We start from the raw sequence: 25,782 nt of genomic DNA, 5'->3' as shown, positions 1-25,782 counted from the left end.
CAGGAAAAAGAGGACGCTGGAGCGGCGGGGCCGACGGGCGAGGGCGCCCCGCCGCTCCACCGCGTCAGGCGCGGCCGGTCAGCTCGTATCCGGCGTCGTCGATCGCGGCGGCGACCGCCTTCTCGTCGGGCTCGCTCTCGGCGGCGACGGTGACCTTCCCGGTGGTCAGGTCGACCTCGACGTCGGTGACGCCGGGCAGCGCGCCGAGGGCCCGGGAGATGGTCGAGACGCAGTGGCCGCAGGTCATGCCGGACACCTGGTAGACGGTGGTCACACCCGCGGAGTGGCAGCTGCCGTCGGGGGTGCAGCAGGAGCCCGTGGAGGCGGTGGTCGTGGCCGTGGTCGTTTCCGACATGAGGTGTTGTCCTCTCTGGAACTGAACGATTCCGATGGCATCCGGCGATACCCTTGGGGGGTATCTCCAGCGCCCTTCCATGTATACCCCTGCCCCCTATCCAACGCAAGCTCCGTCCCCGCTTGAATTCATACCCCCGAGGGGTATGGTTACCTGGTGTGGCGGCCCGCACGGGGCGGAGCTGCCGAAGGGAGCCACCATGAACACCACGGGTAAGGTCACCGCCTTCGCCGTCACGCTCGCCGCCGCCTTCGCGGGCGCGTACGGCATCGGTGCGGCCGCGGAGCCGGTCGACCAGGAGCCGAAGAAGACGGAGGCCCACGACACGCACGCGGGGAAGAAGGAAGACAAGGGGAACAAGGGGGACAAGGGAGGGGGAGGCTCCGAGGCGGCCCCCGAGCCGCCCGGCGGGCTCCAGGTCTCCGACGGGGGCTACCGTCTCGACCTGCGCACCCCGCGCGTCTCCGCGGGCGAGAAGGAGGAGCTCCGCTTCACCGTGCGCGACAAGAAGGGCCGCGCCCTCAAGGCGTACGAGGAGGAGCAGACGAAGGAGCTGCACCTCATCGTCGCCTCCCGTGACCTGGGCACGTACCGCCACCTCCACCCCGAGCGCGACAAGAGCGGCGAGTGGAGCGTGCGCGCCGAGCTGCCGCGCGCCGGCGACTACCGGCTGCTCGCCGACTTCGTGCCGCACGGCGCCTCCGAGGGCCTCACGCTCGGCGCCGATCTCGCGGCCGAGGGGGAGTACGAGCCCAAGGCGCTGCCTCAGCCCACACGCACCGTCGCCGCCGAGGACGGGTACCGCGTGCGGCTCGAAGGGAACCTCAAGGCCGGTCAGGAGCGGAAGCTCACGCTGAACGTGACCAAGGACGGCAAGCCCGTCTCCGGCGGTCTCCAGCCCTACCTCGGCGCCTCCGGGCACCTGGTCGCGCTGCGCGCGGGCGACCTCGGCTATCTGCACGTCCACCCCAGCGGCGCCTCGGGCTCGCGGGTCTCGTTCATGGCCACGGCGCCGACCGAGGGCAGCTACCGCCTCTTCCTCGACTTCAAGCACGGCGACGAGGTCCGTACGGCCGCGTTCACCGTCGACGCGGGAGGCGGCACCGTGAAGAGCGAGGGAACTCACGGGAGTGAGGAATCCGGCGGCCACGGGCACTGAACTCCGCGCGGTGCGGAGTATGGCCAACTTCCTTACTCGTGCGTACGTTGACAGCGATTCAATAACGTCACCGTGAGGAGACGCACCATGAAGCTGTCACTGGAACGCGTACGCAGACCCGCGGCCGCCGTGGCGACGGCGGTCGCGGTCATCGCTCTCCCGCTCACAGCCCAGCCCGCGGCGGCGCAGGCTCAGCAGGCGGACAGCAGCGGCTGGAACGACTACGGCTGCAAGCCCTCCGCCGCGCACCCCCGCCCCGTCGTGCTCGTGCACGGCACGTTCGGCAACTCCGTCGACAACTGGCTCGGCCTCGCGCCGTACCTGGTCAAGCGCGGCTACTGCGTCTTCTCCCTGGACTACGGGCAGCTGCCGGGCAAGCCCTTCTTCCACGGGCTCGGCCCCATCGAGGAGTCCGCGAAGCAGCTCGACTCCTACGTCGACAAGGTGCTGAAGGCCACCGGCACCCGCGAGGTCGACCTCGTCGGGCACTCGCAGGGCGGGATGATGCCCCGCCAGTACCTCAAGTTCCACGGCGGCGCCGCCAAGGTGAACGCGCTCGTCGGCATCGCGCCCAGCAACCACGGCACCAGCCTCAGCGGACTCGCCAGGCTCGCCGACCAGTTCCCGCCCGTCGGCGACGTCGTGGACGAGATCGGCCCCTCCCTGCTCCAGCAGAAGGAGGGCTCCGACTTCCTCAAGCGGCTCAACGAGGGAGGCGACACGGTGCCCGGCGTGAACTACACGGTCATCGCCACGAAGTACGACGAGGTCGTCACCCCGTACAAGTCCCAGTTCCTGAACGGGCCGAACGTCAAGAACGTGCTGCTCCAGGACCTGTGCCCGGTCAACGTCTCCGAGCACCTGGCCATCGGGCTCGCCGACCGCATGGCCTTCCATGAGACCGCCAACGCCCTGGACCCGGCGAACGCGACCCCGACGAAGTGCCTCTCCTAGTCCGCCCGTTCAGCCCTGGTAGATCTTCTCGGCGTACTTCGCGCCGTAGTACTCCTCCAGGAACTCCAGCGAGTCCTCGGGGCGGTCGAGCGCCTTGGCCAGCCGGGCGCGGGAGGGCACCGCGTCCGGCGTCCAGGTGTCCGGCTCCCAGGTGCGCGAGCGCAGGAACGCCTTCGAGCAGTGGTGGAAGACCTCCTCGATCTCGACCACCAGCGCCAGCTTGGGGCGGTTCCGGCGGACGATCATGTCGTCGAAGAACGGCGCTTCGCGCACCAGCCGGGCCCTGCCGTTGATCCGGAGCGTGTCGCCGCGCCCCGGCAGGAAGTAGATCAGCCCGACGTGCGGGTTGCTCAGCACGTTACGGAAGCCGTCCACCCGCTTGTTGCCCGGACGCTCGGGCACCGCGATCGTCGTGTCGTCCAGCACCTTGGTGAAGCCGGGCGGGTCGCCCTTCGGGGAGACGTCGCAGGTGCCGTCGGCCGCCGAGGTGGCGACGAGGCAGAACGGGGAGTGGGCCAGCCACTCGCGGTCCAGCGGATGGAGGGAGGTGCGCTCCTTCTCCCGCGCGTGCCGGTTCGGCTCGCCGAGCAGCTCGCGCAGCTCCGCCTCGCTGGTGATCTCGACTGCTCCGGCCAGCGCGTCCTGTGCGTCCTGTGTCCGCTCCGACATGTGCGGCCCGCCTCTCGTCGCTCGTACGCCTGATCGTACGCCGCCGCCCCGCGCCCCCTGAGGTGAAGGGAAAGAGGGGCGCGGGGCGGCGGGGTCCTGCGGGGCGAACGTCAGCCGCGGGCCTTCGCCGCGCGGCGGCGGGCCGTGGCGATCACGACTGCGCCGCCGACGGCGACGACGGCCGCGCCGCCCATCGCGAGGGGCGCGGTGTTGTCGTCGCCACCGGTCTCGGCGAGCTTCTCCGAACCGCCGTTGGGCTTGGGCGCGTTGGCCTCGGAGCCCGCAGTCTTCTCGTGGTCGGCGTGCTCACCGTGGCTGTCGCCGCCGTGGCCCTTGTGGTCCACGGTCGACTTCTCCATGCCCTTGTCGATCTGCGCGTCGCTCGGCTTCTCGGGCGCGGTCGCCGGGGTGCTCGCGGCGTTCTTGCCGCCGAAGGTCACGTCCGAGCAGGTGTAGAACGCCTCGGGGCTGTCGGAGCGCTGCCAGGTGCTGTAGATCAGGTGGCGGCCCGACTTCTTCGGGATGGTGCCGTTGAAGACGTAGCTGCCGCTCTCCAGCTTGGGGTCCTTGACCGTGGCGAACGGCTTGGACTCCAGGTCCGACCACTTCAGCGGCTTCGACGGGTCGTAGCCGTCCTTGGTGATGTAGAGGTCGAACGAGCCCTTGTGCGGGGCCGTCGCCTTGTACTTGAACGTGTGCTTGCCCGCCTTCATCTTCGTCGCGGGCCAGTCCTTGCGCGGCAGGTCGAGACCCTTGTACTTGTCACGGCCCGCGCTGCACAGCTTGCCGTCCGGGATGATCTGCTTGTGCTTCCCGGCGGCGTCCGGGATGTTGACCTCGTTCCAGTCGTAGAACGCCTGCGTGCCGCTCGCCTTGACGGCGGCCTTGCACGCGGCGGACTGCGGGCTCTCGGGCCCCTCGGCGAAGCAGGCGGACACGCGGCTGACCGGGTCCTGCATCGATCCGTGCGCAGCGGCCGGGGTGGCGAGCGCCGTGGTGACGGCCAGCGGGGCGAAGCCCAGCGCGGCGATCCCAGCGGCCTTGCGGCGAACGGTCATTGGGGGGTCTCCTTCTCGACGGGGCAGGACGTGGGGGGTTCCGGACGGGATGACTCCGGCCGCCCGGTGATCCCGAACGTTAGCCACGTCGCATGGCCGTTTCGCCTGCGAAAGGGGGTTCCCGCCGATCCTTAGGGACCGCTTAATCTCCGTCTAAGCGGTGAATAGGTTCGCCGCCGTCTTTCGGGGCTGCGAAGGGGGTGCCCCGCCTGCTGTGTTGCAGGCTGCGGGTCGTGCGTGGTTGCTCGCGCAGTTCCCCGCGCCCCTGACGGGGCGCTCCGGGGAGTGCCCTTTAGGGGCGCGGGGAACTGCGCGACAAGCCACGACGCACCCGCAGCCTGCACATCACGGCACGGGGCAGCCCCTGCCCAGCACCGGCAAAAGGGCAGGGGCTTGCTCTCCGTACGGCGCTACGAGCGCATCAGGAGGACGACGCCTGCCGTGGCGCAGGCCAGGAGCACGGCGAACACACCGTGGCTGAGGCGGTGTTCGCGCAGCACCGGCAGCGCGCGGTCCACCGCGTACCGGCCCGGCCCTGTCAGGGCAAGGGCCCCCGCGGCAGCGGCCAGCACGAAGGCGTACTCGAAGCCGTCCGGGGAGAGATAGCCGTCTTCCCAGGTGACCGCTATCGCGTTGATCATGGTGCCGAGCGCCGCGGCCCCCGCGAGCGGGGTGAGCAGGCCCAGCGCGAGGCCGAGCCCGCCGAGGGCCTCGGTGAGCCCGGCGACGACGGCCATGGCGCGGGCCGACGGATAGCCGACCGAGGCGAAGAACTGCTCGGTGCCGTCGAGCCCGTTGCCGTCGAACCAGCCGAAGAGTTTCTGCGAGCCGTGGGCGGCGAGGGAGAGGCCGATCACGAGCCGGATGACCAGGAGCCCGGTGTCGAGACCGGTCCGGTCGGCCGCCGCGGCGGGCGCGGCGGCGGAGGCGGAGGCGCGGGAGGTGCGGGGAGAGGTGGCAGAGTCGCCGAGAGTGACGTCGGGGGAGTTCATGCGAGTCGGGCTCCCTGTGTCGGTGCGGCCCGCGCGCGAGGTGCTCAGGGGGGTTGCGGGCGGGACGCCGGGGGTGAAAGGGACGGATTTCGCCTGGAGCCGGTGCGGGGACTTGGTTGAACCTTGTGCCGTGCAGACCGTAGCGATTGGTCTGGACCTGCACAACGGGTCCCGTGCGTTCTGTCACAGACGGAACCGGCGAGGAGTGCTTGCGCGTTTTCTCCCCCGAACGGCCCTGTGGCCGGAACGTACGACAGTAGGGCGAAAGCGGGGGATCGTGTGAATCTGCTGGATCTCCTGATCCTTCTGGCCGTCGTCGCCTTCGCCGTCTCCGGGTACCGGCGCGGCCTGGTCGCCGGGCTCGTCTCGTTCGCCGGGTTCATCGGCGGCGCCGTGCTCGGCGTCTGGTTCCTGCCCTTCACGCTCGACCTGGTCGAGAAGGGCACCACCGCGTCCACCGTCGTCGCGCTGCTCACCGTCCTGGTGCCCGGGCTCGCCGGGCACGCGCTCGCCGACCGGCTCGCCTGGCTGCTGCGCCGCAAGCTGGACTGGGGCCCGGTGCGCTGGGTGGACGGCGTCGGCGGCGCGGTCGTCAACGTGATCGCGGTGCTCGTCTTCGGCTGGATGGCGGGCAGCGCCCTCGCGGCCTCCCCGTCGCCCGCGCTCAACCAGGCCATAAGGGGTTCCGCGGTGCTGGAGGGCGTCCACGACCGGATGCCCGACCGGGCGGCCACCTGGTTCAACCGCGCCACCAGCGCGCTCACCACCGCCGGATTCCCACAGGTGTACGACCCGTTCCAGAGCGAGCCCGGCGGTTCGGTCCCCGAGCCCTCGGGCGACGCCGTCACCCGCGCCGCCACCTCGGCAGCCCAGCGCAGCACCGTCAAGGTCGAGGGTGTCGCGGACGTCAATGGCGGACAGCAGGGCCAGGAGGGCAGCGGCTTCGTCTACACGCGCGAGCGCGTGATGACCAACGCCCATGTCGTCGCCGGGGTCGACGATCCCACCGTGCGCGTGGGCGGCACCGGACGCGCGTACGAGGCGCGGGTCGTCGTCTTCGACCCCGACACCGACGTCGCGGTGCTCGCCGTGCCAGGGCTGACCGCGCCCGCGCTGCCGTTCGCGGGCGACGCCACCCGGGGCGACCAGGGCGTCGTCGCGGGATACCCGGAGAACGGCGGCCTGGACCTGCGCGCCGCCGCCGTCGCCGAGCGGACCCGCGCCCGCGGCCAGGACATCTACGGCGACGCGCTGACCACCCGTGACATCTACGCGCTGCGCTCCAAGGTCCGCCCCGGCAACTCCGGCGGCCCCCTGCTCACCACCGACGGCAAGGTCTACGGCCTGATCTTCGCCCGCTCCACGAGCGACGCGGGAACGGGGTACGCGCTCACCGCCGACCAGGTCCGCGACCAGGCGCGGCGCGGCGCGCAGGCCACCGCCCCCGTGGACACCGGGGACAGGTCGGCGCTGTAGACCGTGTTCCGGGCAGGGGCTGCCCCGTGCGGTGCGTCGCGGGCCGCGCCCGCGTCCGTGGCCGGTCGCGCAGTTCCCCGCGCCCCTGATGGGGCGCTTCATCTCCTCAGCCCTGCAGCCTCCTGACGCACCGCCACTGCTCGCCCACCGCCGTGTAGCCGAAGCGCCGGTTCACCGCGAGCATCGGCGCGTTCGTCGCGTCGTTGCCGGTGAAGGCGTGGCGGATCCCGGCCGCGCGGGCGCGGCGCAGCGAGTCCAGCTTGGCGAGCCGGGCCAGCCCGCGCCCCCGGAACGGCCTGCGGGTGCCGGTCATCCCCGACCAGTACCGCTCCCGGCCGTCCGTCTGCGCCACGCTGAACGCCGCGACCTCGCCGCCGACCAGCGCCACGCTCGTCAGCACCCGGTCGTAGTCGGGCCGCCCCCAGTTGAGGCGCAGCCAGTCCTCGTACGGCATCCGGCCCGTCGCGACCTCGCCCGGCTCGTCGGCGGCGCACTCCAGGTCCGCCTCGTACAGCGGACGCAGGTTCTCGCCGAAGTCCGCCGCCGTGCGCAGCTCGACGCCCGGCGGCAGCGGGTCGGGCAGCGGCGGCAGCGCGGCGCGCACCAGGTCGAGGCCGAGGAAGCGGGCCGCGCGGCGGCGCTCGTACCCCCGGTTCCCGGCGAACGCGAGCGCGTGCGGCTCGTCCCGCACCCAGGTGTGCGCCCGTCTGGCGCCGATCTCCGTCAGACGTGCCTCGCCCGCCGTGACCAGCGCGCCGCCCACGCCGTGCCCCGTACGGTCCGGCGGGACGGCCACGTGGAGGAACCCCTCGTCCGCCCGGGTGCTGCCCGCCACGAGCCCCGTCTCCGCGCAGCCCAGCGGCGTGCCGTCCGCGTCCTCGGCGACCAGCCAGCGCACCCGCTGCGAGGCCGGGGACGAGGTCACCTTCCACAGCAGGGTCTCGGCCGTCAGCACCAGGAAGGGCTCGGTCGTGCGCCGGATCCCCGCCACGGCCTCCGCGTCCTGTGGCCGGAAGGGACGCACGGCCGGTCTCGTCACAGTCATGCGCCCGGACGCTACGGGGACGGCCCCGGCCCCCGCCTCCCGTTTTCCGCCCGGCCCGGCGCGGGGGAGAATCACCCGCATGAAGGTCGTCATCGATGCGTCGGCTCCCCAGGCGCCCTACGAACAGCTGCGCGCCCAGATCGCCGAGCAGGCGCGCGCCGGGACGCTGCCCACGGGCTACAAGCTGCCGACGGTCCGCGGACTCGCGGAAGAGCTGGGCCTCGCGGCGAACACCGTCGCGAAGGCGTACCGCGCGCTGGAGTCCGACGGGGTGATCGAGACGCGGGGCCGCAACGGCACGTTCATCGCCTCCGCGGGTGACGCGGCCGAACGGGAGGCGGCCGACGCCGCCCACACCTTCGCGCTCCGCGCCCAGCGCCTGGGCCTCGACCAGGAGGCCGCGCTCCGTACGGCGGTCACGGCGCTCCGCGCGGTCTACGGCTCGGACTGACCCGCCGTCGCGTACTCCACCAGCAGGGGGCTCGCGACCAGGAAGGTCGCGCCGGTGCCCGGGTCGGTCAGCGGTTCGGCGGAGACGCGCGCGAATCCGCGCATCCGCGCCGCCGTCTCCGGGAAGGTCTGCCGGTCGAGCGTCCTGACCAGCTCGCCGACCGCCTCCGGCAGCGGTGAGAGACCGGGCCCCCGCCCGACGTCCGTGGCCGACGGCTGCTCCTCCAGGTCGGAGAGGAACGCCCGGCCGGGAGACGCCCGTACGACCTGGGTGAAGAACGTCGGGCCGGAGCTGAAGCCGTCGGTCCCGGTGACGACGGTCTCGTCCGCCGGCCCGTCCACGGGCTGCGGTATCGCGTTGGCCAGGTGCGCGGCCGAGCCGTGCAGCAGCAGCCTGGGCCCGTTCGCGCGCGCGTCCCCTTCCGCGTCCGCGACCGACAGGAACAGCAGCATGCCCGCGAACTCGCGGGGCGTGAGCTGGTGGAGCCGGGCCTCGAACTCGATCCAGTGCCCGGCCCTGACCCCCGGGTCCTCGGGCACCCTGACCCTGCTTTGGATCTCGGCGACCACCTTGCCGAGTCTCTTGAGCCGCTCCGCCTCGGTGTCGGCGGCGGCCCGCTCCATCTCGGCGCCGCCGAACGGCGTGGTGACGTTCACCCTGCTCGCCCGGGGCCACCGCCGTCCCCGTATCGGCAGGAACTGCCGCAGCTTGCCGTCCGAGAGATAGACGACCTCACGCATCCCGTCTCCGTTCACCCGTGGAGCCGAACGCCCGTCGTCATCCTAGGCCCGTCCGCCGGGACCGGAACGTCCCCGGCAAGGGGCCGGTCGGCCCTCGGATCATGGACGGTCCGGCCCTCGGCCGTACCCGGTCCCACCAGGGAGGCTCACTCGTACGGACGTGCTCCGCGCGCGTCCGCAGTCCCCGCCGCCTTAGCTGGTGCGCAGCCGCGTCGTCACCGAGGAGCAGCCCGTGACAGCCCCCAGTTCCCGCAGGACCAGGCCCGGCCTCGACGGCGCGGCCAGCCAACTGCTGCTGAGGACGGGGAGGTTCTTCACCAGCGGCGTGGTCTCGCCCGACCTGCGCACGGTCTCCAAGGAAGGCGGCCGGGAGGGTGACGTCTTCTACCGGGACCGCTGGAGCCACGACAAGGTCGTCCGCTCCACGCACGGCGTGAACTGCACGGGCTCGTGCCGCTGGAAGGTGTACGTCAAGGACGGCATCATCACCTGGGAGACGCAGGAGACCGACTACCCCTCCGTCGGCCCCGACCGGCCCGAGTACGAGCCGCGCGGCTGCCCGCGCGGCGCCGCCTTCTCCTGGTACACCTACTCGCCGACCCGCGTGCGCTACCCGTACGTGCGCGGCGTGCTGCTGGAGATGTACCGCGAGGCCAAGCGGCGGCTGCGCGACCCCGTCGAGGCGTGGGCCTCGATCCAGAACGACCCGGAGCTGCGGCGTACGTACCAGAAGACGCGCGGCAAGGGCGGGCTGGTGCGCGCGGGATGGGAAGAGGCCGTCGAGATCGTCGCCGCCGCGCATGTGCACACCATCGCCACGCGCGGCCCCGACCGGGTCGCCGGGTTCTCCCCGATCCCCGCCATGTCGATGGTGTCCCACGCCTCCGGCGCCCGCTTCATGTCGCTGATCGGCGCCCCGATGCTGTCCTTCTACGACTGGTACGCGGATCTGCCCGTCGCCTCCCCGCAGGTCTTCGGCGACCAGACCGACGTCCCGGAGTCGGGGGACTGGTGGGACGCGGCGTATCTGATGATGTGGGGCTCCAACGTCCCCGTGACGCGGACGCCCGACGCGCACTGGATGGCCGAGGCTCGGTACCGGGGCCAGAAGGTCGTGGTGGTGGCGCCCGACTACGCCGACAACGCCAAGTTCGCCGACGAGTGGCTGCACCCGCACCCCGGCACCGACGGGGCGCTGGCGCTCGCGATGGGGCATGTGCTGCTGCGGGAGTTCTTCGTCGAGCGGACCGTCCCGTTCTTCGACGAGTACGTACGGCAATTCACCGACCTGCCCTTCCTCGTCACCCTGGAGGAGCGGGACGGGGCCTACGTGCCGGGCAAGTTCCTGCGCGCCGCCGACCTGGGCGACTCCCTCGGGGACGAGGGCGAGGGCGCGGAGTGGAAGACCGTCGCCCTGGACGACGTGACGGGCCTGCCCGTGGTCCCCAACGGCTCGCTCGGCTTCCGCTGGACCGAGGGCGGCAAGGGCCGCTGGAACCTGGACCTCGACGGCGTACGCCCCCGGCTGTCCCTGTACGAGGACGCGACCTCGGCGCCCACCGAGGTCCTCCTGCCCCGCTTCGACGTCGACGGCCCGGAACACGGCCAGGGCGGGGGAGCGGTCGTACGGCGCGGGGTCCCCGCCACCCGGCTGGGCGGCCAGGAGGGCCCGCTGGTCACCACCGTCTACGACCTGCTCCTCGCCCAGTACGGGGTGGGGCGCGAGGGCCTGCCCGGGAGCTGGCCCGAGGGGTACGAGGACGCGGCGGCGCCCGGCACCCCCGGCTGGCAGGAGACGCTGACGTCCGTACCGGCGGCGCAGGCGGTGCGGATCGCGCGGGAGTTCGGGCGGACGGCGGAGGAATCCCGGGGCCGCTGCATGATCCTCATGGGCGCCGGGACCAACCACTGGTTCCACTCCGAGACGATCTACCGCGCCTTCCTCGCCCTCCTCCAGCTCACCGGCTGCCAGGGCCGCAACGGCGGCGGCTGGGCCCACTACGTCGGCCAGGAGAAGTGCCGCCCCTCCACCGGCTGGGCCACCCTGGCCTCCGCCAACGACTGGTCCCGGCCGCCCCGCCAGATGATCGGCACCGCCTACTGGTTCCTCAACACCGACCAGTGGCGCTACGACCGCTTCACCGCCGACGTCCTCGCCTCCCCGCTGGGCGAGGGCCGGTTCGCGGGGATGACGGGCGCCGACTGCCTGGCCGCCGCCACCCGCGCCGGGTGGATGCCCTCGTACCCGACCTTCGACCGCAACCCGCTCGACCTCGTCGACGAGGCGGCGGCTGAGGACCAGGACCCGGCGGCGTACGTGGTGGAGCAGCTCCGCTCCGGGAAGCTCGGCTTCGCCTGCGAGGACCCCGACGCCGAGGCCAACTGGCCGCGCGTGCTGACCCTCTGGCGGGCCAACCTCCTCGGCTCCTCCGCCAAGGGCGCCGAATACTTCCAGCGCCACCTGCTCGGCACCGACTCCGCGCTGCGCTCCGAGGAGGCCCCCGAGGACGTCCGGCCGCGCGATGTGCGCTGGCACCACAAGGGGCCCGAGGGCAAGCTCGACCTGCTGCTCTCCCTCGACTTCCGGATGACGTCGTCCACGCTGATGTCGGACGTCGTGCTCCCGGCGGCGACCTGGTACGAGAAGCACGACCTGTCCAGCACGGACATGCATCCGTACGTGCACGCGTTCAGTCCGGCCGTGGACCCGCCGTGGCAGGCCCGCTCCGACTTCGACGCGTTCCACGCCATCGCCCGCCGCTTCAGCGAGCTGGCCCGCGACCACCTCGGCACCCGCCGCGACCTGGTCGCCACCGCGCTCCAGCACGACACCCCCGGCGAGACGGCGCAGCCCGGCGGCGTGCTGCTCGACTGGCGCGCGGGGGAGTGCGAGCCCGTGCCCGGCAAGACGATGCCCGCGCTCACCGTCGTCGAGCGGGACTACACGGCCGTCGCCGACAAGATGGCCACCCTCGGCCCGCTCGTCGAGAAGCTGGGCCTGCCCGCCAAGGGCATCGCGCTCCGCCCCGACGAGGAGGTCGAGCAGCTCAAGCTGCGCAACGGCACCAAGACGGGCGGCCCCGCCGACGGACGGCCCCTCCTCGACACGGCCGTCAAGGCGTGCAACACCATCCTCGCCCTCTCCGGCACCACCAACGGGCGCCTCGCCACCCAGGGCTTCCACACGCTGGAGGCCCGTACGGGCCAGGAGATGGCGCACCTCGCCGCCGAGCACGAGGGCAAGCGCGTCACGTACGAGGACACCCAGGCGGCGCCCGTCCCCGTGATCACCTCGCCCGAGTGGTCGGGCAGCGAGTCGGGCGGGCGGCGCTACACGGCGTTCACCCTCAACACCGAGCACCTCAAGCCCTGGCACACCCTCACCGGGCGTCAGCACTTCTTCCTCGACCACGACTGGATCCGCGAGCTGGGCGAACAACTGCCCGTCTACCGGCCGCCGCTCGACATGAACAAGCTCTTCGGCGAGCCACGCCTCGGCCCGGACGGCGGACGCGAGGTGACCGTGCGTTACCTCACTCCGCACAACAAGTGGTCCATCCACTCCGAGTACCAGGACAACCTCTTCATGCTCTCCCTCTCCCGGGGCGGACCCACGATCTGGATGTCGCCGCAGGACGCCGAGTCGGTCGGCGTCCGCGACAACGACTGGATCGAGGCCGTCAACCGCAACGGCGTCGTCGCCGCGCGTGCCGTCGTCTCGCACCGCATGCCGCAGGGCACCGTCTACATGCACCACGCCCAGGACCGCACCGTCGACGTCCCCAAGACCGAGACCACCGGCAAGCGCGGCGGGCTCCACAACTCGCTGACCCGGCTCATCCTCAAGCCCAGCCATCTCATCGGCGGTTACGCGCAGTTCTCCTGGGCGTTCAACTACCTCGGCCCGACGGGCAACCAGCGCGACGAGGTCACCGTCATCCGCCGCCGCGAGTCGGAGGTGACGTACTGACATGGCAGTCATGGCGCAGATCGCGATGGTCATGAACCTCGACAAGTGCATCGGCTGCCACACCTGTTCGGTCACCTGCAAGCAGGCGTGGACCAACCGGGGCGGCGTCGAGTACGTCTGGTTCAACAACGTCGAGACCCGGCCCGGGCAGGGCTACCCCCGCCGCTACGAGGACCAGGACACCTGGCGCGGCGGCTGGGAGCTCAACAAGCGCGGGCGGCTCAAGCTCAAGGCGGGCGGCCGGTTCAAGAAGCTCGCCACGATCTTCTCCAACCCCAAGATGCCCGGCATCAAGGACTACTACGAGCCCTGGACGTACGACTACAAGAACCTCACCGACGCGCCGCTCGGCGACGACATCCCCGTCGCCCGCCCCCACTCGCTGCTCACCGGCAAGCCCATGAAGATCGAGTGGAGCGCCAACTGGGACGACGACCTCGGCGGCATGCCCGAGCACGGCGACCAGGACCCCGTCGTCGCCAAGCTGCGCGAACAGGCCGCCGAGCAGGCCTCGGAGAAGGTCAAGTTCGCCTTCGAACAGACCTTCATGTTCTACCTGCCGCGCATCTGCGAGCACTGCCTCAACCCGTCCTGCGTGGCGAGCTGCCCCTCCGGCGCGATGTACAAGCGCAGCGAGGACGGCATCGTCCTCGTCGACCAGGACAGGTGCCGCGGCTGGCGGATGTGCGTGAGCGGCTGCCCGTACAAGAAGGTCTACTTCAACCACAAGACCGGCAAGGCCGAGAAGTGCACGCTGTGCTACCCGCGCCTGGAAGTCGGGCAGCCCACCGTCTGCTCCGAGACCTGCGTCGGACGGCTGCGCTACCTCGGCGTGATGCTCTACGACCCCGACAAGGTCCTCGAAGCCGCCTCCACCCCCGACGACCAGGACCTCTACGAGGCACAGCTCGGCGTCTTCCTCGACCCCGAGGACCCCGAGGTGCGGCGCGAGGCGGAGCGCTCCGGGATCCCGCACGACTGGATCGAGGCGGCCCGCCGCTCGCCCGTGCACGCGCTGATCAGCAAGTACAAGGTCGCGCTGCCGCTCCATCCCGAGTACCGCACCATGCCGATGGTCTGGTACGTCCCGCCGCTCTCCCCGGTCGTCGACGCCATCAGCGAGAGCGGGCACGACGGTGAGGACGCCGACAACCTCTTCGGCGCCATCGACACCCTGCGCATCCCCCTCGAATACCTGGCCGAGCTGTTCACCGCGGGCGACACCGGACCCGTGCGGACCGCGCTGGAGAAGCTCGCCGCGATGCGCGCCCACATGCGGAACGTCAACCTCGGCGGCCCGGCCGCCGGATCCGACGACCCCGCGGGGCGCGAGATCGAGGAGATGTACCGGCTGCTGGCCCTCGCCAAGTACGAGGAGCGGTACGTGATCCCGACGGCCGCCGTCGGCGACGCCCAGCGGCTGGAGGAGTCCGCGCTCCCCGACGAGTGCAGCCTCGACTTCGAGGGCGGCCCCGGCATGGGCGGCTCGGGCCCGGTCGGCGAGAGCTCCGGGCAGGAGACCGCCGTCGCCGTCGAGAACTTCCACGCCCTGCGCGAGCGCCAGACGGCCGACGCCTCGGCCGAGCCCGGCGGCGACCGTACGAAAGGCCGCGTGAACCTCCTCAACTGGGACGGCAACGGCCGCCCCGACGGCCTCTTCCCCGAACGGGGTGACGAACAGTGAACCGGCACGCCGTCCTCCACCAGGCCGCCGCGTGCTGTCTGACCTACCCCGACGCCTCCTTCCACGACGACCTGCCGCTGCTGCGCGAGGCGACCGGCAAGCCGCGCGGCAAACCCGCCCGGCTGCTGCGCGGCTTCCTCGACGACGCCGAGGCCACCCCGCGCGCCGAACTCGCCGCGCACTACGTGCAGGTCTTCGACTTCAAGAACCGCCGCAGCCTCTACCTCACCTGGTGGACCGACGGCGACACCCGCCGCCGCGGCATGTCCCTGGTCCGCCTCAAGGAGACCTACCGCGCCCACGGCCTCGACTTCACCGACGGCGACGAGCTGCCCGACTTCCTCCCCGCCGTCCTGGAGTTCTCGGCCCGCGCGGGCACCGACACCCTGCTGCGGCGGCACCGCCCGGCCCTCGAACTGCTCCGCCTCTCCCTTGCCGACTGCGGCACCCCGTACGCCGACGTGCTCGCGGCCGTCTGCGCCACGCTGCCCGGCGCCTCGCCCAAGGACCGCGCCGCGGCCCGCGCGATGGCGCGCGGCGGGCCCCCGCGCGAGGACGTCGGCCTGGAGCCGTTCGGCCCGCACACGACCCAGGCCACAGGAGCAGACCGATGACCACCCTCTGGAGCGCCCTGCCGTACGTCGTGATCGTGCTGCTGATCGCGGGCACCGCCTGGCGCTACCGCTACGACAAGTTCGGGTGGACCACCCGCTCCTCGCAGCTCTACGAGTCCAGGCTGCTCCGCTTCGCCTCGCCGCTCTTCCACTACGGCATCCTCTTCGTCTTCGCCGGACACCTCGTCGGGCTCTTCATCCCCGCGTCCTGGACCGACAAGATCGGCGTCAGCGAGCACGCGTACCACCTCGTCTCGCTCTACTCCGGCACCGTCGCGGGCGCGATGGCCGTCCTCGGCATCGCCCTGCTGATCTACCGGCGCCGCACCGCGGGCCCCGTCTTCCGCGCCACCACCGGCAACGACAAGCTGATGTACCTCGTGCTGCTCGGCGCGATCGTGCTCGGCATGTGGGCCAAGCTCTCCCACTCCACCGGCGAGGGCTACGACTACCGGGCCACCATCGGGCCCTGGCTGCGCAGCGTCTTCACGCTCCAGCCCGACTCCGCGCGGATGGCCGACGTGCCGGTGCTCTACCAGATCCATGTGGTCGTCGGCTTCGCGCTGATCGCCCTGATCCCGTTCAGCAGGCTGATCCACATCTTCAGCGCCCCGGTGCAGTACCTGTTCCGCCCGTACATCGTCTACCGCAGCCGGGACCGGCGGCAGCTCGCGGCCCGCCCCGAGCGCCGGGGATGGGAGCGCATCCAGTGACCAGCACGTCGTCCTCGGCGGCCTACCGCAACCTGATCACGGCCACGGTCGGCTTCGCGCTGACCTTCTGGGCCTGGAACCTCATCGCGCCCCTCGCCGGACAGTTCGCGGAGAACGTCGGCATCAGCTCCTTCGCGCAGTCCTTGATGGTCGCCGTCCCCGTCCTCGTCGGCTCCCTCGGCCGGATCCCGGCGGGCGCGCTCACCGACCGCTACGGCGCGCGGCTGATGTTCCCCGCCGTCACCGCGCTCACCATCGTGCCGGTGCTGCTGCTCACCGTCGTCAAGGACTCGTTCGCCGGACTGCTGATCGTCGGCTTCTTCCTCGGCCTGGGCGGCACGACGTTCGCCATCGGCATCCCGCTCGTCAACTCCTGGTTCCCGCCCGCGCGGCGCGGCCTCGCGCTCGGCGTCTTCGGCATGGGCATGGGCGGCGTCGCGCTCTCCGGCTACTTCACGCCGCGCATCTACAAGCACGGCGAGAACCTTCCGTTCCTCGTCGTCGCGATCGCCCTCGCCGCCTTCGCGGTGATCGGCGCGCTGCTGATCACCGACCACCCCGACCGCACGATCCCGACCACGTCGCTCGGCAAGCGGCTGGCCCAGGCCGGGGAGCTCCGCGTCACCTGGGAGCTGTCCGCGCTCTACGCCATCGGCTTCGGCGGCGTCGTCGCCTTCGGGGTCTACCTGCCGACGTACCTGAAGACCTGGTACGAGCTGAGCCCGACCGACGCGGGCACCAAGGCCGCCGGGTTCGCGCTCGTCACGGTGATCTTCCGGCCCATCGGCGGCTCCCTCTCCGACCGGATCCACCCGGCGGTCGTCACGGCCTGGGCGCTGGGCGTCGTGGCCCTCTTCGCGGTCTTCCAGGCGTTCGACCCCGGCCTCTACCCCGTCGGCACGATCTGCCTGCTCGTGATGGCGGCGGGGCTCGGCACCACCAGCGGCAGCGTCTTCGCGCTCGTCTCCCAGGTCACGCCGCAGCCCCGGGTGGGCAGCGTCACCGGCATCGTGGGCGCGGTCGGCGGCCTCGGCGGCTTCGTCCCGCCGATCGTCATGGGCGCCATCTACAGCGCGAAGGACTCCTACGCCATCGGCTACATGCTGCTGGCCATGCTGGCCCTCGCCGGATGCGTCTACTCGTTCGGCCGGATGCGCACCGCGGGCACGTCCCCGGAGAGCGCGGAGAACCAGGCCGCGCTCTCCTCGTCCGCCGGGTAGTACATCTCGATCGCGATCTCGTCCAGCGTGATGTCCCTCGGGGTGCCGAACGTGGTGATCGTCGAGAAGAGCCGCAGCTCCCGCCCGTCGATCCGGAAGACCATCGGCAGGACGACATCGTCCGCGACGGTGACGGCATCCCCCTCGTCCCCTTCACCGGGCGCCAGCAGCTCCTCGTAGAGCGTGGTCAGCCCGGGGTCGGGCACGGCGGCGAGCTGGCGCCCGAGACGGGCACGGAACACCGCCCGTACGTCGGCCAGATTGACCAGCCGGGAGGCGAAGCCGCGCGGATCGAGCCCCAGCCGCACCATGTTCACCGGCGGCCTCAGCAGCTCCGGATCGACATCGGCGAAGAACGGATCGACGGCGCGGTTCGTCATCACGACGTTCCACCGCCGGTCGATCACCACCGCCGGGTACGGCTCGTGCGCGCGGAGCACCCGGGCGACCGCCTCCCGGGCGGCGCCCAGCGCGTCGCCGTCGAGCGGGCGCTCCTCGTACCGGGGCGCGAAGCCCGCGGCCAGCAGCAGCCGGTTGCGCTCGCGCAGCGGCACGTCGAGCTGCGCCGCGAGCCGCAGCACCATCTCCGCGCTCGGCCGCGACCTGCCGGTCTCGACGAGACTGACGTGCCGGGCCGAGACGTCGGCGGCGAGCGCCAGATCGAGCTGGCTGAGCCGCCGCCGCTGCCGCCACTGCCGCAACAATTCTCCGACCGTGTCCACGTGCCGGAGGCTACGTCCATGCCGGTACGGGCGCCATGAAACGGGAGTTCATCGACACCCTGCCCCGACCGGCCGAGACTCGGCGCATGACCACCGAGAACACGCCCGAACAGCACAAGGAGCTCGTCCAGCGCGGGCTCGCGGAACTCCTGGAGAGCGGCGGCACCGAGGCGCTCGCGCCCCTGCTGGCCGACGGCTTCCTCCACCACAGGCCCGACGGCAGAACGCTGGCCAAGGAGGAGTGGCTCGCCGCCGTACGCGCAGCGCTCGTCCCCCTGGCGGGCATGCGGGTCGAGATCGCGCACGTACTGGCCGACGGCGCGTACGTCATGATCCACACGCGGCGCTCGCTGCCCGACGGCGGGCCCGAGATCGCCGTCGTGGACCTCTGGCGGTTCGAGGACGGGCTCGTCGCCGAGGCGTGGGAGATCATCGAGCCGGTGGCGGAGGCCGCGGCGCATGTGCGCTGGTGGGAGCCCGCCACCCGCCCGTAGCACGACCCGCTACAGATACATGCCCGCCCCGGCCTTCTCCTGCGCCGGGACCGACGCCGGGCTCTTCCCCTTCCGCAGGGCGAAGAGCTCGGCCAGGGTCGCGCCCTCGCGGCCCACGCCCTCGTCCGTGCCGAGCCACGAGGTGGCCTCCTCATGGCTGAGGGCGCCCACCTCGATACGGGCGAGACAGCGGCCGGGCCGGACGACGGCGGGGTGCAGCCGCTCCAGGTCCTCGTTCGTCGTCACCCCCACCAGCACGTTCCGCCCCTGGCCCAGCAGGCCGTCCGTCAGGTTCAGCAGCCGGGAGAGCGCCTGGCCCGCCGCGTACTTCGCCTCGCCGCGGATCAGCTCGTCGCAGTCCTCCAGCAGGAGCAGCCGCCAGCGCTTCCCCTCCGAGTCGGAGTCGTCCGCGCCGATGGCGATGTCCATGAGATAGCCGATGTTGTTGAACAGGTGCTCCGGGTCCAGCACGCAGTCCACCTGGCACCAGTCGCTCCACGAGCGCGCCAGCGTCCGCAGCGCCGAGGTCTTGCCCGTGCCCGGCGGCCCGTGCAGCAGGAGGAGCCGGCCCGAGATGTCGTCCGGGGTGATCTTCATCAGCTCGTCCATGGCCGAGGCCACCCGCGTCGTGTAGTTGGGCCGGACCTCCTCCCAGGTGCCCGCGCTGATCGTGCGCGTCGTGCGCCGGGGGCCGCGCATGGGGGAGTGGTACCAGAACCCCATGGACACCTCGTCCTCCTGGGGCTCCGGCTCGTCCTCCGCGTCCTCGACGGCCTGCTTCAGCCGCTGCTCCGCCAGCTCGTCGCTGACCGCCGTGACCGTGACCTCCGCGCCCTGGCTCCAGCGCGAGACCCGCACCGTCCAGCCCTCGCCCTCGGCGAGCACCGCGCCCGAATTGTCGTCACGGGCCTCGCGCAGCACCTGCGCGTCCGGCGGCAGCAGGGTGCGGCCCTTCTTGACGCGGTCCACGGTGTGGCTGCGCGAGAAGGGCTGCTCGCCCGTCGTGAAACGGCCGAGAAACAGCGCGTCGATGACGTCACCGGTCGAGTCGCTGTCGTCAATCGTCAGCCGAGGGGGCAGAGTCAGCTCGGGGCGCGTCGCCCGGGGGGTCTGGGAAGCCAGGATGTCACTCCCGTCGTCGGGCCGGAGGTCGGAACACATGCTGGTCATGATCCGGCATGAAGCCAGGGTACGCACCCGGGTTTCAGGGAACCTCCCAGACCGGGTGTGACGGACCGTACGCCGACACATGGGGTGGGACGCATGGGGCAGCACAGTGGGGGCCGTGCCGCGATGAACGTCGGACGCTGGCGGCTGGCCAGCCTGCTCGGCGTGGGAATCATCGCGTTAGGTCTGCTTCTCGCCATGTTCGGCGCCCCGCCCTGGAGCGACGAGAACGGCGGAGGCGGGAGCGGCGCTCCGGGGGTCTACGGCGACCCGAGCCCGCCCCCCGGCCACCCCGACGCACAGGTCGGCTGGGGCTTCACCCACACCCGGTCCAGCGCCGACGAGGGCGAGGACGCGGCCAGGGACCGCGCCGCGAAGCTCCTCTCCGCCACCCGGCTGCCGCAGAATCAGCACATCATGGGCTGGGGCGCCGACAACCCCGAACCGTCCCCCGGGAAGTACGACTTCGACGCGCTGGACAAGCGCGTCGAGACGGTACGGAAGAGCGGCGGCACCCCCGTCATCACCCTGTGCTGCGCGCCGGACTGGATGAAGGACGGCGGACGCGCGGGCTCCACCGACTGGTCCGCGCTGGAGGAGGCGCCCTCGCCCCGGCACTTCCAGGACTTCGCCGAGCTCGCGGGCAAGGTCGCCCGCCGCTACCCCGAGGTGCGGCACTTCCTCGTCTGGAACGAGATGAAGGGCTTCTACGACGATGCGTCCCAGCGCTGGGACGCATCGTCCTACACCCGCCTCTACAACCTCGTCCACGCCGAGCTGAAGAAGGCGGACAAGGACAACCTCGTCGGCGGCCCCTACGCCGTCATGGACAGCGTCGCCAAGTCCAGCCACAACGCCTCGAAGGTGCGCGGCCCCTGGGGAGCCCTCGACCAGCGCTCCCTCGACGCCGTCTCGTACTGGAACAAGCACAAGAAGGGCGCCGACTTCGCCGTCGTCGACGGCTCCAGCTACACGAGCGACGACCGCCAGCTGCCGGACGAGTTCGCCGCGACGGACAAGCTGGCCGCGGTGACGCGCTGGGTCCGCGGGGAGACCCGGCTGCCGGTCTGGTGGGCCGAGTGGTACGTCGAGGTCCCCGACGCGAAGGACGAACGGGACGGCTGGAGCGAGCGGCACCGGGCCGCCGTGCAGGCCTCCGCCCTCATGGCCCTCGCCCGGAGCGGCGCCGCCGCGGGCTTCTACTGGAACCCGCAGAACGACGGCGCGTCGTGCGCGGGCTGCCTCTGGCGCAGCACCCGTCTGCGCGACGGCGGCACGCCACTCCCCATGCTGCGCCTGCTGTCCCGCTTCTCCCGCGAGTTCCCTCCGGGCACGCACTTCACTCGCGTCCCCGTGGCGAAGAACGACGCCCCGAACGTCCGCGTACTCGCCGACAAGGACGCGGTCCTGGTCGTCAACACCTTGCCGCGCGCCATCGAGGCGCGGGTCGACGGCCGCACGTTCGCCATGAAGGGTCACGAGGTGAAATGGCTCAACCGCTGACCCGCGCCGCAAGGCCACGCCGGGCCCAATACTCTTGGGCTTGCCCCTCCAGGGGCGCGGGGCTGTGTTTGTTTTGCGGCTCCGCCGCGTGGGCGCGACGGTCACGACACGTCGGGGCTTGCCCGTTAAGGGGCGCGGGGAACTGCGCGACAAGCCACGACGCGGCGGCAGCCCGCGAACCACAGCCCGGGGCACCCCGAACCCGGCCCTGTACGCGGGACACCCGGCGCAGGGGGCTGCGCTTGCCAACCCTGCGCCTTGCGCAGACTTCCCAAGCACAGGGGGGGCGGAGGGAGGAGCAGGGGCCTGTCCCGTCAGGGACCCTTCGCTGGGTTACTTCAGTGTGGTGAAGCGTTGGAGGAGCGAGGCCAACAAGAGCAGGGTCAAGGGGAGGCTGAACCAGAACGTGCTCTGGAGCCAAGCGAGCTTGCGCTCGGAGGGCGGCACAACAACACGCACCGCCTCACGCGCAGCGAGGAGCACCACCAGTACGACGGCCGCCAGTCCACCCATCACGGACCAGGCGGTCCACGTGACGCTGGGCCAGACAGGGCCAGGCGACGGACGCTCAGCTTTCGTCCTCGGCTGCGAGCGGAGCTCGTAAAGCACCGCGTCCTCGTTCGAGAAGACCCGGCGCAGTTCCTTCCGCGCGTCCAGCGCCGTACTCATCCGTTCCTGCCACTCCTTCGGGTAGCCCGCGTCGAAGTGGAGGGCGGTCGATTGGCCCCTGTTGAGCATGAGATAGGAATGGGGGCCCGCCTCGCGCAGGGCCTCGACGAGGGCCGGGGCCCTGTGCGAGGTGAGCGGCGCCAGCGTGGGGACGTACTCGACGCGTTCCATGTCTCGCGCGCCCCACGGCATCGCGGGCGTCACGTTGTTGACGGTGTCGTTGGTGGGCCACAAAACGCGGACGGTCGGCTTGTCGTGGGCGTAGACGTACTCCATGGCCGCGACCTCGCCCGCCCGTACGCGCTCGAAGGGTTCGTTGCCCCAGCGGGCCACCAGGAAGCCGCCCATCAGTACGAGCCCGACGAGCAGCGTCGCGACGCCCGCGAGCCAGTGCGGGCGGCGCGCGTGCGGGCGCGGGAAGAGCGCGAGCGCCGCGAGCACGCACGCGCCGGGCGCCGCGAAGAGGAAGACGCGCAGCGCGATCTCGCCGCCGTACGACTGGGCGCCGAAGGCGAGGAAGGGGAGAGTCGTCACAACGAGCAGCGACCGGTCCGAGATGCCGCCGCGCAGCCGCCGCACCAGGCCGAGACCGGCGAGCGCGAGCGTGCCGCCCGCCAGCGCGACCCGCGCGTAGAGCACGAGCTTGTGCGTCTCGCTGCCGCCCTCGATGCGGCCGGAGACCGACGAGGAGACGTTGCCGCCGACGCCGCCGACCCCGCCGAAGAGCTCGTCGAAGTGGCCCGACCAGTACGGCTCGGCGAGGAAACCGATCCAGACGGCGAGCAGCACGGCGCACAGCAGCGGCAGCCCGTACAGCACGCTGCGGCGTACCAGGACGAGCCCGGTCAGCACGCCCAGCATCACGAACGGGGTGAGCTGATGGCCCGCGACCGAGGCCAGGAAGAGCGCGAGGAGTACGGCCAGGAGCACGCCGCGCTCGGCTCGTGAGGTGACGGGGGGCGGCTCGGCCTCGCCCGGCTCGCGCCCGCCGCGCAGTACGCGCGACTCGCGGAACCACACCAGCAGCAGCGCCACGAAGAGCAGGTAGAAGAGGAACGTGAAGCCCTGCGGGGAGAAGTAGTCCTGTCCGACCCAGCCCGCGAGCGCGAAGAACCACAGGGCGCACCACTTGGCCCGCCAGCCCGCCCGTACGGCGCGCAGCAGCAGTGCCAGTGGCGCGAGGTAGGCGAGCTGGATCAGCGTGGGCCACCAGCGGATCAGACCCGTCAGGTCGTTCACGTCCACGCCGCACGCCTGTGCGAGGAACGCGGCGCCCGCGAAGAACCCGGGCCAGCTCCACCGCGCGTCGAGATCGGGCACGGCGGTACCCGTACGGGTGAGGTGGTCCAGGAATCCCAGGTGCTGCCAGGCCGTCGGGAAGCGCGGCGCGTCCTCCAGCACGGCGGGCACCGCGTGCAGCGAGACGACCGTGACCACCAGCGTGACGAGGAGCAGCAGCCGGTGCTGCCGCGTGGTCCACAGCGCGCCCGCGAAGACGCAGACCAGCAGCGCCGCGCCGAGCAGCGTGGCGCCCGGCAGCACCGAGACCAGCCCGAGCCCGCCCATGGCCTCCAGGTCGAGTTCGCCCATGCTGCTCAGCGGCAGCCAGTAGAGCGCGACGGCGAGGGCCAGCAGCGTCCACAGGGTCGTCGCCGCGCTGCTGAGGAACGCGAACTGCTCCTGCGGGAAGAGCCCCGAGGCGTCCGTGCCCGTGCCCGTTCCTGTGCCCATGCCCGTTCCTGTGCCCGTTCCCGGCAGCGGCGTGCCGTGCGGCGGCGTCACGCTCGGGTGGCGCTCCAGGTGTTCGAGGTCGGCGCGCAGGTGCAGCGTCGGTTCGTCCACGTCCCGCGCCCAGCTCGGGCCGCGCCCTTCGCCCGTACCGCCGTGTGCGTGGCCGTTCTCGGGGGACCCGGCGTCGCCGGCGTCGGCCGACGGGGCCGGGGCGCGGTCGCTGGAGGGCGGATGGGCCTTGAGGATGCCGCGCAGCTTTCCTCCGGCGATCAGCGCGACGAGCGTGAGGCTGCCCGCCTCGGCGAGGCCCGCGCCCGTCAGCCCCATGGACGGCAGCAGCGCCACCGTCAGGCCGAGCACCAGCACGCACAGCAGGCCCTGCAGCCACGCGAGTCCCGAGGTGCGGCTCTGGGCGCGCAGCACCGCGTAGTACGTCTCGATGACGACGCGGAGCACGGCGCCCACCGCGTAGAACCGGAGCAGCGGCGTCGCCGCGTCCGCGTACCCCTTGCCGAAGATGCCGAGGATCTGCGGCGCGAAGAGGAACAGTCCGCCGCAGACCGGGAGCATGATGCGGGCCATCCGGCGCAGCGCGGCCCGGCAGTTGTCGGCGATCCGCGCGGGGCTGTGCGAGCCCTCGACGGTGAGCGAGGCGCCCATGTTGATCGCCAGCAGATTGATCGTGCCGCCGATGGTGGTGGTGATGTAGAAGTACGCGTTGTCGGCGGAGCTGACCTGCGAGGCGACGATCACCGGCACGAGGTAGACCACCGCGAGGGAGAACAGCGCGCCCGTGTAGTCGCCCGCCAGGAAGCGGCCCATCTCGCGGTATCCGGCGGGCCTGGCCGTCTCCCTGGTGGCCTCGACGTGCCGGGGCACCAGCCGCCGGAAGACCAGCCAGCCCAGCGGGACCGTGGACAGGCCGATCGCCAGCACCCAGGAGACGAACACCCCGCTCGCGGGGATCGCCGCAGCCAGCACGACCAGCAGGATCAGCTTGACCGTGGAGAAGACGGTGTTGCCGACCGGCACCCACTTCGCGCTGCGCAGCCCGGTCAGCACCCCGTCCTGGAGCGTCAGCAGGGACCAGGCGACGACCGCCAGCACGAAGCCGACGCCGGGCAGCGGCCCGTGCAGGAAGCCGTACGAGGGCCCCCACCAGTCCAGCGTCAGCAGGAAGACCAGCGCGGCGAACGCGACGACGGCCGAACTCGCCGTGTACGTACGCAGGATCAGCCGTCCCGTCGTACGCCCCGCGACCGGGATGAAGCGGGCCAGCGCGCCGATCAGGGTGACCGCCGTGAGGCCCGCGAGGAACTTCATGGCGGCGATCGCGGCCGAGCCCTGCCCGACCGCGTCGTCCGAGTAGTAGCGGGCCGCGACGACCCAGTAGCCGAGGCCCAGCACGGCGGAGATGCCGGTGTTGAGCATCAGCGCGTAGGCGTTGCGGAAGAGCTGGCCGCCACCGCCCTTGCCGTCGCCCCCGGCGGGGGCCCCTACGGCGCCGGGCGGCCCCTGACCGGTGTGGCCGGGGGCCGTCCGCGCGGGGGTGGTGGTCTCACTCACGTGGTCCGTGCTCTCCTCTCACGCCCTGCGCGACGCGGAGCGCGCGGCGCGTGCGCCGGACGACCGCGTACCCCTTGCCCAGCACCCGGTCGCGGGCGAAGTCGCGGCCGGTCGCCCGGCCCTCCACGAGCCGCGCGAACTCCTCGATGCCCGTGCCGCGCCGCACCGTGAGCCGGGTCAGTGCGAACGGGCTCTGCCGGGCGCTGGCCGGTGCGTTGTTGACGGCGAGGGACTGGTGGAAGCCGGTGTCCCGCACGGCCTGGCGCACCCGTCTGCTGGAGTACCCGAACGGATAGGCGAACGACACCGGGGCCGCCCCCGTCTCCTGGACGAGCAGCTCCCGGCACCGCGCGATCTCGAAGTGCAGCGCCTCGTCGGAGAGCTGGTCCAGCTGCGGGTGCGTATGGCTGTGCCCGCCGATCTCGACCCCGCCGTCGGCCAGTTCGCGCACCTGGCCCCAGGTGAGCATGGTGTCCAGCTCGCCGCCCGCGTGGTGCGGTCCGGGGAGCCAGCCGGTGGAGACGAAGAGGCTGGCGGGGAAGGAGTGCTTGGTGAGGAGCGGCAGGGCGTGCCGGTGCACGCCCTCGTAGCCGTCGTCGAACGTGATCAGCACGGCCCGCTCCGGCGCCGCCTTCCCCGCCCGCCACAGCGCGCCCAGCTCCGCCGTGGTGAGCGGCGTGAACCCGCCGTCCTCCAGGAACTCCATCTGCTCGGCGAACGCCCCCGGGCTCACCGACAGCGTCCGCGTCGCCCTCGCGGGCGCCTCGCTGACCGCGTGGTACATCAGCACGGGCACGGTACCGAGGTCCGCTCGCCGCGTCGCCCCATGC

General features: G+C 72.0%; 21 protein-coding genes. 11 read left to right on the top strand and 10 right to left on the bottom strand.

The annotated features are described in order from the left end of the window. Positions 1-64 precede the first annotated feature (64 nt). Positions 65-355 (bottom strand): heavy-metal-associated domain-containing protein, encoded by a 291-nt coding sequence (locus tag ACGF3A_RS41650; protein ID WP_393736101.1) that lies wholly within the window; start codon positions 353-355, stop codon positions 65-67. Positions 356-554: 199 nt separating this feature from the next. On the opposite strand from ACGF3A_RS41650, the gene ACGF3A_RS41645 reads away from it, so the two are divergent. Both ACGF3A_RS41645 and ACGF3A_RS41640 read left to right on the top strand, forming a co-directional pair. Then, positions 555-1,514 (top strand): hypothetical protein, encoded by a 960-nt coding sequence (locus ACGF3A_RS41645; RefSeq protein WP_393736099.1) that lies wholly within the window; start codon positions 555-557, stop codon positions 1,512-1,514. 87 nt (positions 1,515-1,601) lie between these two features. Further along, positions 1,602-2,468, top strand: coding sequence for an esterase/lipase family protein (locus ACGF3A_RS41640; RefSeq protein WP_393736097.1), 867 nt, complete (start codon positions 1,602-1,604; stop codon positions 2,466-2,468). A gap of 9 nt (positions 2,469-2,477) precedes the next feature. Here the strand turns inward: ACGF3A_RS41640 and ACGF3A_RS41635 are convergent, their stop codons facing one another. The 3 genes from ACGF3A_RS41635 to ACGF3A_RS41625 form a co-directional block, all read right to left on the bottom strand. Next, on the bottom strand, positions 2,478-3,137 hold the full coding sequence (locus ACGF3A_RS41635) for a pyridoxamine 5'-phosphate oxidase family protein (protein WP_393736095.1): 660 nt from the start codon (positions 3,135-3,137) through the stop codon (positions 2,478-2,480). A gap of 110 nt (positions 3,138-3,247) precedes the next feature. Further along, on the bottom strand, positions 3,248-4,195 hold the full coding sequence (locus ACGF3A_RS41630; RefSeq protein WP_393736093.1) for a lytic polysaccharide monooxygenase: 948 nt from the start codon (positions 4,193-4,195) through the stop codon (positions 3,248-3,250). 410 nt (positions 4,196-4,605) lie between these two features. Further along, a complete protein-coding gene (locus ACGF3A_RS41625) occupies positions 4,606-5,187 on the bottom strand; it encodes a DoxX family protein (protein ID WP_393736091.1) in 582 nt (193 codons plus the stop codon). Positions 5,188-5,466: 279 nt separating this feature from the next. On the opposite strand from ACGF3A_RS41625, the gene ACGF3A_RS41620 reads away from it, so the two are divergent. Next, positions 5,467-6,663 (top strand): MarP family serine protease, encoded by a 1,197-nt coding sequence (locus ACGF3A_RS41620; RefSeq protein ID WP_393736089.1) that lies wholly within the window; start codon positions 5,467-5,469, stop codon positions 6,661-6,663. Positions 6,664-6,769: 106 nt separating this feature from the next. Here the strand turns inward: ACGF3A_RS41620 and ACGF3A_RS41615 are convergent, their stop codons facing one another. Beyond that, entirely contained in the window at positions 6,770-7,708 is a 939-nt protein-coding gene (locus ACGF3A_RS41615) for a GNAT family N-acetyltransferase (RefSeq protein WP_393736087.1), read from the bottom strand. A 79-nt stretch (positions 7,709-7,787) separates the two neighbouring features. Between ACGF3A_RS41615 and ACGF3A_RS41610 the strand changes: the two genes are divergently transcribed. Next, positions 7,788-8,159 carry a GntR family transcriptional regulator gene (locus tag ACGF3A_RS41610; protein ID WP_393736085.1) on the top strand — a complete coding sequence of 124 codons (372 nt, stop codon included), beginning with the start codon at positions 7,788-7,790 and terminating at the stop codon, positions 8,157-8,159. Here ACGF3A_RS41610 and ACGF3A_RS41605 read toward each other — a convergent pair. Next, positions 8,144-8,899 (bottom strand): SAVMC3_10250 family protein, encoded by a 756-nt coding sequence (locus ACGF3A_RS41605; protein ID WP_393736083.1) that lies wholly within the window; start codon positions 8,897-8,899, stop codon positions 8,144-8,146. The two genes, ACGF3A_RS41610 and ACGF3A_RS41605, sit on opposite strands and share 16 nt — an antisense overlap. A gap of 232 nt (positions 8,900-9,131) precedes the next feature. Here ACGF3A_RS41605 and ACGF3A_RS41600 point away from each other — a divergent pair, with 232 nt between their 5' ends. Genes ACGF3A_RS41600 through ACGF3A_RS41580 form a run of 5 tightly spaced genes read left to right on the top strand, consistent with a single transcriptional unit; the run spans position 9,132 to position 17,100 of the window. Continuing rightward, complete coding sequence (locus ACGF3A_RS41600) at positions 9,132-12,869, top strand: nitrate reductase subunit alpha (protein WP_393736081.1); 3,738 nt, start codon at positions 9,132-9,134, stop codon at positions 12,867-12,869. 1 nt (position 12,870) lies between these two features. Next, entirely contained in the window at positions 12,871-14,553 is a 1,683-nt protein-coding gene (narH, locus tag ACGF3A_RS41595; RefSeq protein ID WP_393736079.1) for a nitrate reductase subunit beta, read from the top strand. Continuing rightward, positions 14,550-15,167 (top strand): nitrate reductase molybdenum cofactor assembly chaperone, encoded by a 618-nt coding sequence (gene narJ / locus ACGF3A_RS41590; protein WP_393736077.1) that lies wholly within the window; start codon positions 14,550-14,552, stop codon positions 15,165-15,167. Before narH ends, narJ begins: the two co-directional genes overlap by 4 nt. Next, positions 15,164-15,880 (top strand): respiratory nitrate reductase subunit gamma, encoded by a 717-nt coding sequence (narI, locus tag ACGF3A_RS41585; RefSeq protein WP_393736075.1) that lies wholly within the window; start codon positions 15,164-15,166, stop codon positions 15,878-15,880. The genes narJ and narI overlap by 4 nt, the downstream gene beginning before the upstream one ends. Then, the gene (locus tag ACGF3A_RS41580; protein ID WP_393736073.1) at positions 15,862-17,100 is read left to right on the top strand and encodes a nitrate/nitrite transporter; all 1,239 of its coding nucleotides are present in this window, start codon (positions 15,862-15,864) and stop codon (positions 17,098-17,100) included. The genes narI and ACGF3A_RS41580 overlap by 19 nt, the downstream gene beginning before the upstream one ends. On the opposite strand, the gene ACGF3A_RS41575 is transcribed toward ACGF3A_RS41580, so the two are convergent. Beyond that, positions 17,016-17,822, bottom strand: a complete 807-nt coding sequence (locus ACGF3A_RS41575) for a helix-turn-helix domain-containing protein (RefSeq protein WP_393736071.1) — start codon at positions 17,820-17,822, stop codon at positions 17,016-17,018. The two genes, ACGF3A_RS41580 and ACGF3A_RS41575, sit on opposite strands and share 85 nt — an antisense overlap. Before the next feature lie 86 nt (positions 17,823-17,908). On the opposite strand from ACGF3A_RS41575, the gene ACGF3A_RS41570 reads away from it, so the two are divergent. Next, positions 17,909-18,316 (top strand): nuclear transport factor 2 family protein, encoded by a 408-nt coding sequence (locus ACGF3A_RS41570; RefSeq protein WP_393736069.1) that lies wholly within the window; start codon positions 17,909-17,911, stop codon positions 18,314-18,316. Between the two features lie 9 nt (positions 18,317-18,325). Here ACGF3A_RS41570 and ACGF3A_RS41565 read toward each other — a convergent pair whose 3' ends face one another. Further along, the gene (locus tag ACGF3A_RS41565) at positions 18,326-19,477 is read right to left on the bottom strand and encodes a DUF5925 domain-containing protein (RefSeq protein WP_393736067.1); all 1,152 of its coding nucleotides are present in this window, start codon (positions 19,475-19,477) and stop codon (positions 18,326-18,328) included. A gap of 102 nt (positions 19,478-19,579) precedes the next feature. Here ACGF3A_RS41565 and ACGF3A_RS41560 point away from each other — a divergent pair, with 102 nt between their 5' ends. Beyond that, the gene (locus ACGF3A_RS41560; RefSeq protein WP_393736065.1) at positions 19,580-20,986 is read left to right on the top strand and encodes a xylan 1,4-beta-xylosidase; all 1,407 of its coding nucleotides are present in this window, start codon (positions 19,580-19,582) and stop codon (positions 20,984-20,986) included. A gap of 333 nt (positions 20,987-21,319) precedes the next feature. On the opposite strand, the gene ACGF3A_RS41555 is transcribed toward ACGF3A_RS41560, so the two are convergent. Beyond that, on the bottom strand, positions 21,320-24,952 hold the full coding sequence (locus tag ACGF3A_RS41555) for a lipopolysaccharide biosynthesis protein (protein ID WP_393736063.1): 3,633 nt from the start codon (positions 24,950-24,952) through the stop codon (positions 21,320-21,322). After that, on the bottom strand, positions 24,945-25,736 hold the full coding sequence (locus ACGF3A_RS41550) for a polysaccharide deacetylase family protein (RefSeq protein ID WP_393736232.1): 792 nt from the start codon (positions 25,734-25,736) through the stop codon (positions 24,945-24,947). Before ACGF3A_RS41550 ends, ACGF3A_RS41555 begins: the two co-directional genes overlap by 8 nt. Between the last annotated feature and the right edge of the window lie 46 nt (positions 25,737-25,782).

Source organism: Streptomyces sp. NPDC048172, from assembly GCF_043202595.1.
GTDB lineage: Bacteria > Actinomycetota > Actinomycetes > Streptomycetales > Streptomycetaceae > Streptomyces.
Note: the sequence above shows the minus strand (reverse complement) of the source record. Positions and strands in the feature narration are given on the sequence as shown.

Bases quoted from the DNA above. Each gene is read 5' to 3' on its own strand.
- ACGF3A_RS41550 (WP_393736232.1), bottom strand. From the start codon at position 25,736: ATGTACCACGCGGTCAGCGAGGCGCCCGCGAGGGCGACGCGGACGCTG.
- ACGF3A_RS41645 (WP_393736099.1), top strand. From the start codon at position 555: ATGAACACCACGGGTAAGGTCACCGCCTTCGCCGTCACGCTCGCCGCC.
- ACGF3A_RS41580 (WP_393736073.1), top strand. From the start codon at position 15,862: ATGGGAGCGCATCCAGTGACCAGCACGTCGTCCTCGGCGGCCTACCGC.
- ACGF3A_RS41635 (WP_393736095.1), bottom strand. From the start codon at position 3,137: ATGTCGGAGCGGACACAGGACGCACAGGACGCGCTGGCCGGAGCAGTC.
- ACGF3A_RS41630 (WP_393736093.1), bottom strand. From the start codon at position 4,195: ATGACCGTTCGCCGCAAGGCCGCTGGGATCGCCGCGCTGGGCTTCGCC.
- ACGF3A_RS41560 (WP_393736065.1), top strand. From the start codon at position 19,580: ATGGGGCAGCACAGTGGGGGCCGTGCCGCGATGAACGTCGGACGCTGG.
- narH (WP_393736079.1), top strand. From the start codon at position 12,871: ATGGCAGTCATGGCGCAGATCGCGATGGTCATGAACCTCGACAAGTGC.
- narI (WP_393736075.1), top strand. From the start codon at position 15,164: ATGACCACCCTCTGGAGCGCCCTGCCGTACGTCGTGATCGTGCTGCTG.
- ACGF3A_RS41570 (WP_393736069.1), top strand. From the start codon at position 17,909: ATGACCACCGAGAACACGCCCGAACAGCACAAGGAGCTCGTCCAGCGC.
- ACGF3A_RS41650 (WP_393736101.1), bottom strand. From the start codon at position 355: ATGTCGGAAACGACCACGGCCACGACCACCGCCTCCACGGGCTCCTGC.
- ACGF3A_RS41615 (WP_393736087.1), bottom strand. From the start codon at position 7,708: ATGACTGTGACGAGACCGGCCGTGCGTCCCTTCCGGCCACAGGACGCG.
- ACGF3A_RS41605 (WP_393736083.1), bottom strand. From the start codon at position 8,899: ATGCGTGAGGTCGTCTATCTCTCGGACGGCAAGCTGCGGCAGTTCCTG.
- ACGF3A_RS41640 (WP_393736097.1), top strand. From the start codon at position 1,602: ATGAAGCTGTCACTGGAACGCGTACGCAGACCCGCGGCCGCCGTGGCG.
- ACGF3A_RS41565 (WP_393736067.1), bottom strand. From the start codon at position 19,477: ATGTGTTCCGACCTCCGGCCCGACGACGGGAGTGACATCCTGGCTTCC.
- ACGF3A_RS41610 (WP_393736085.1), top strand. From the start codon at position 7,788: ATGAAGGTCGTCATCGATGCGTCGGCTCCCCAGGCGCCCTACGAACAG.
- ACGF3A_RS41625 (WP_393736091.1), bottom strand. From the start codon at position 5,187: ATGAACTCCCCCGACGTCACTCTCGGCGACTCTGCCACCTCTCCCCGC.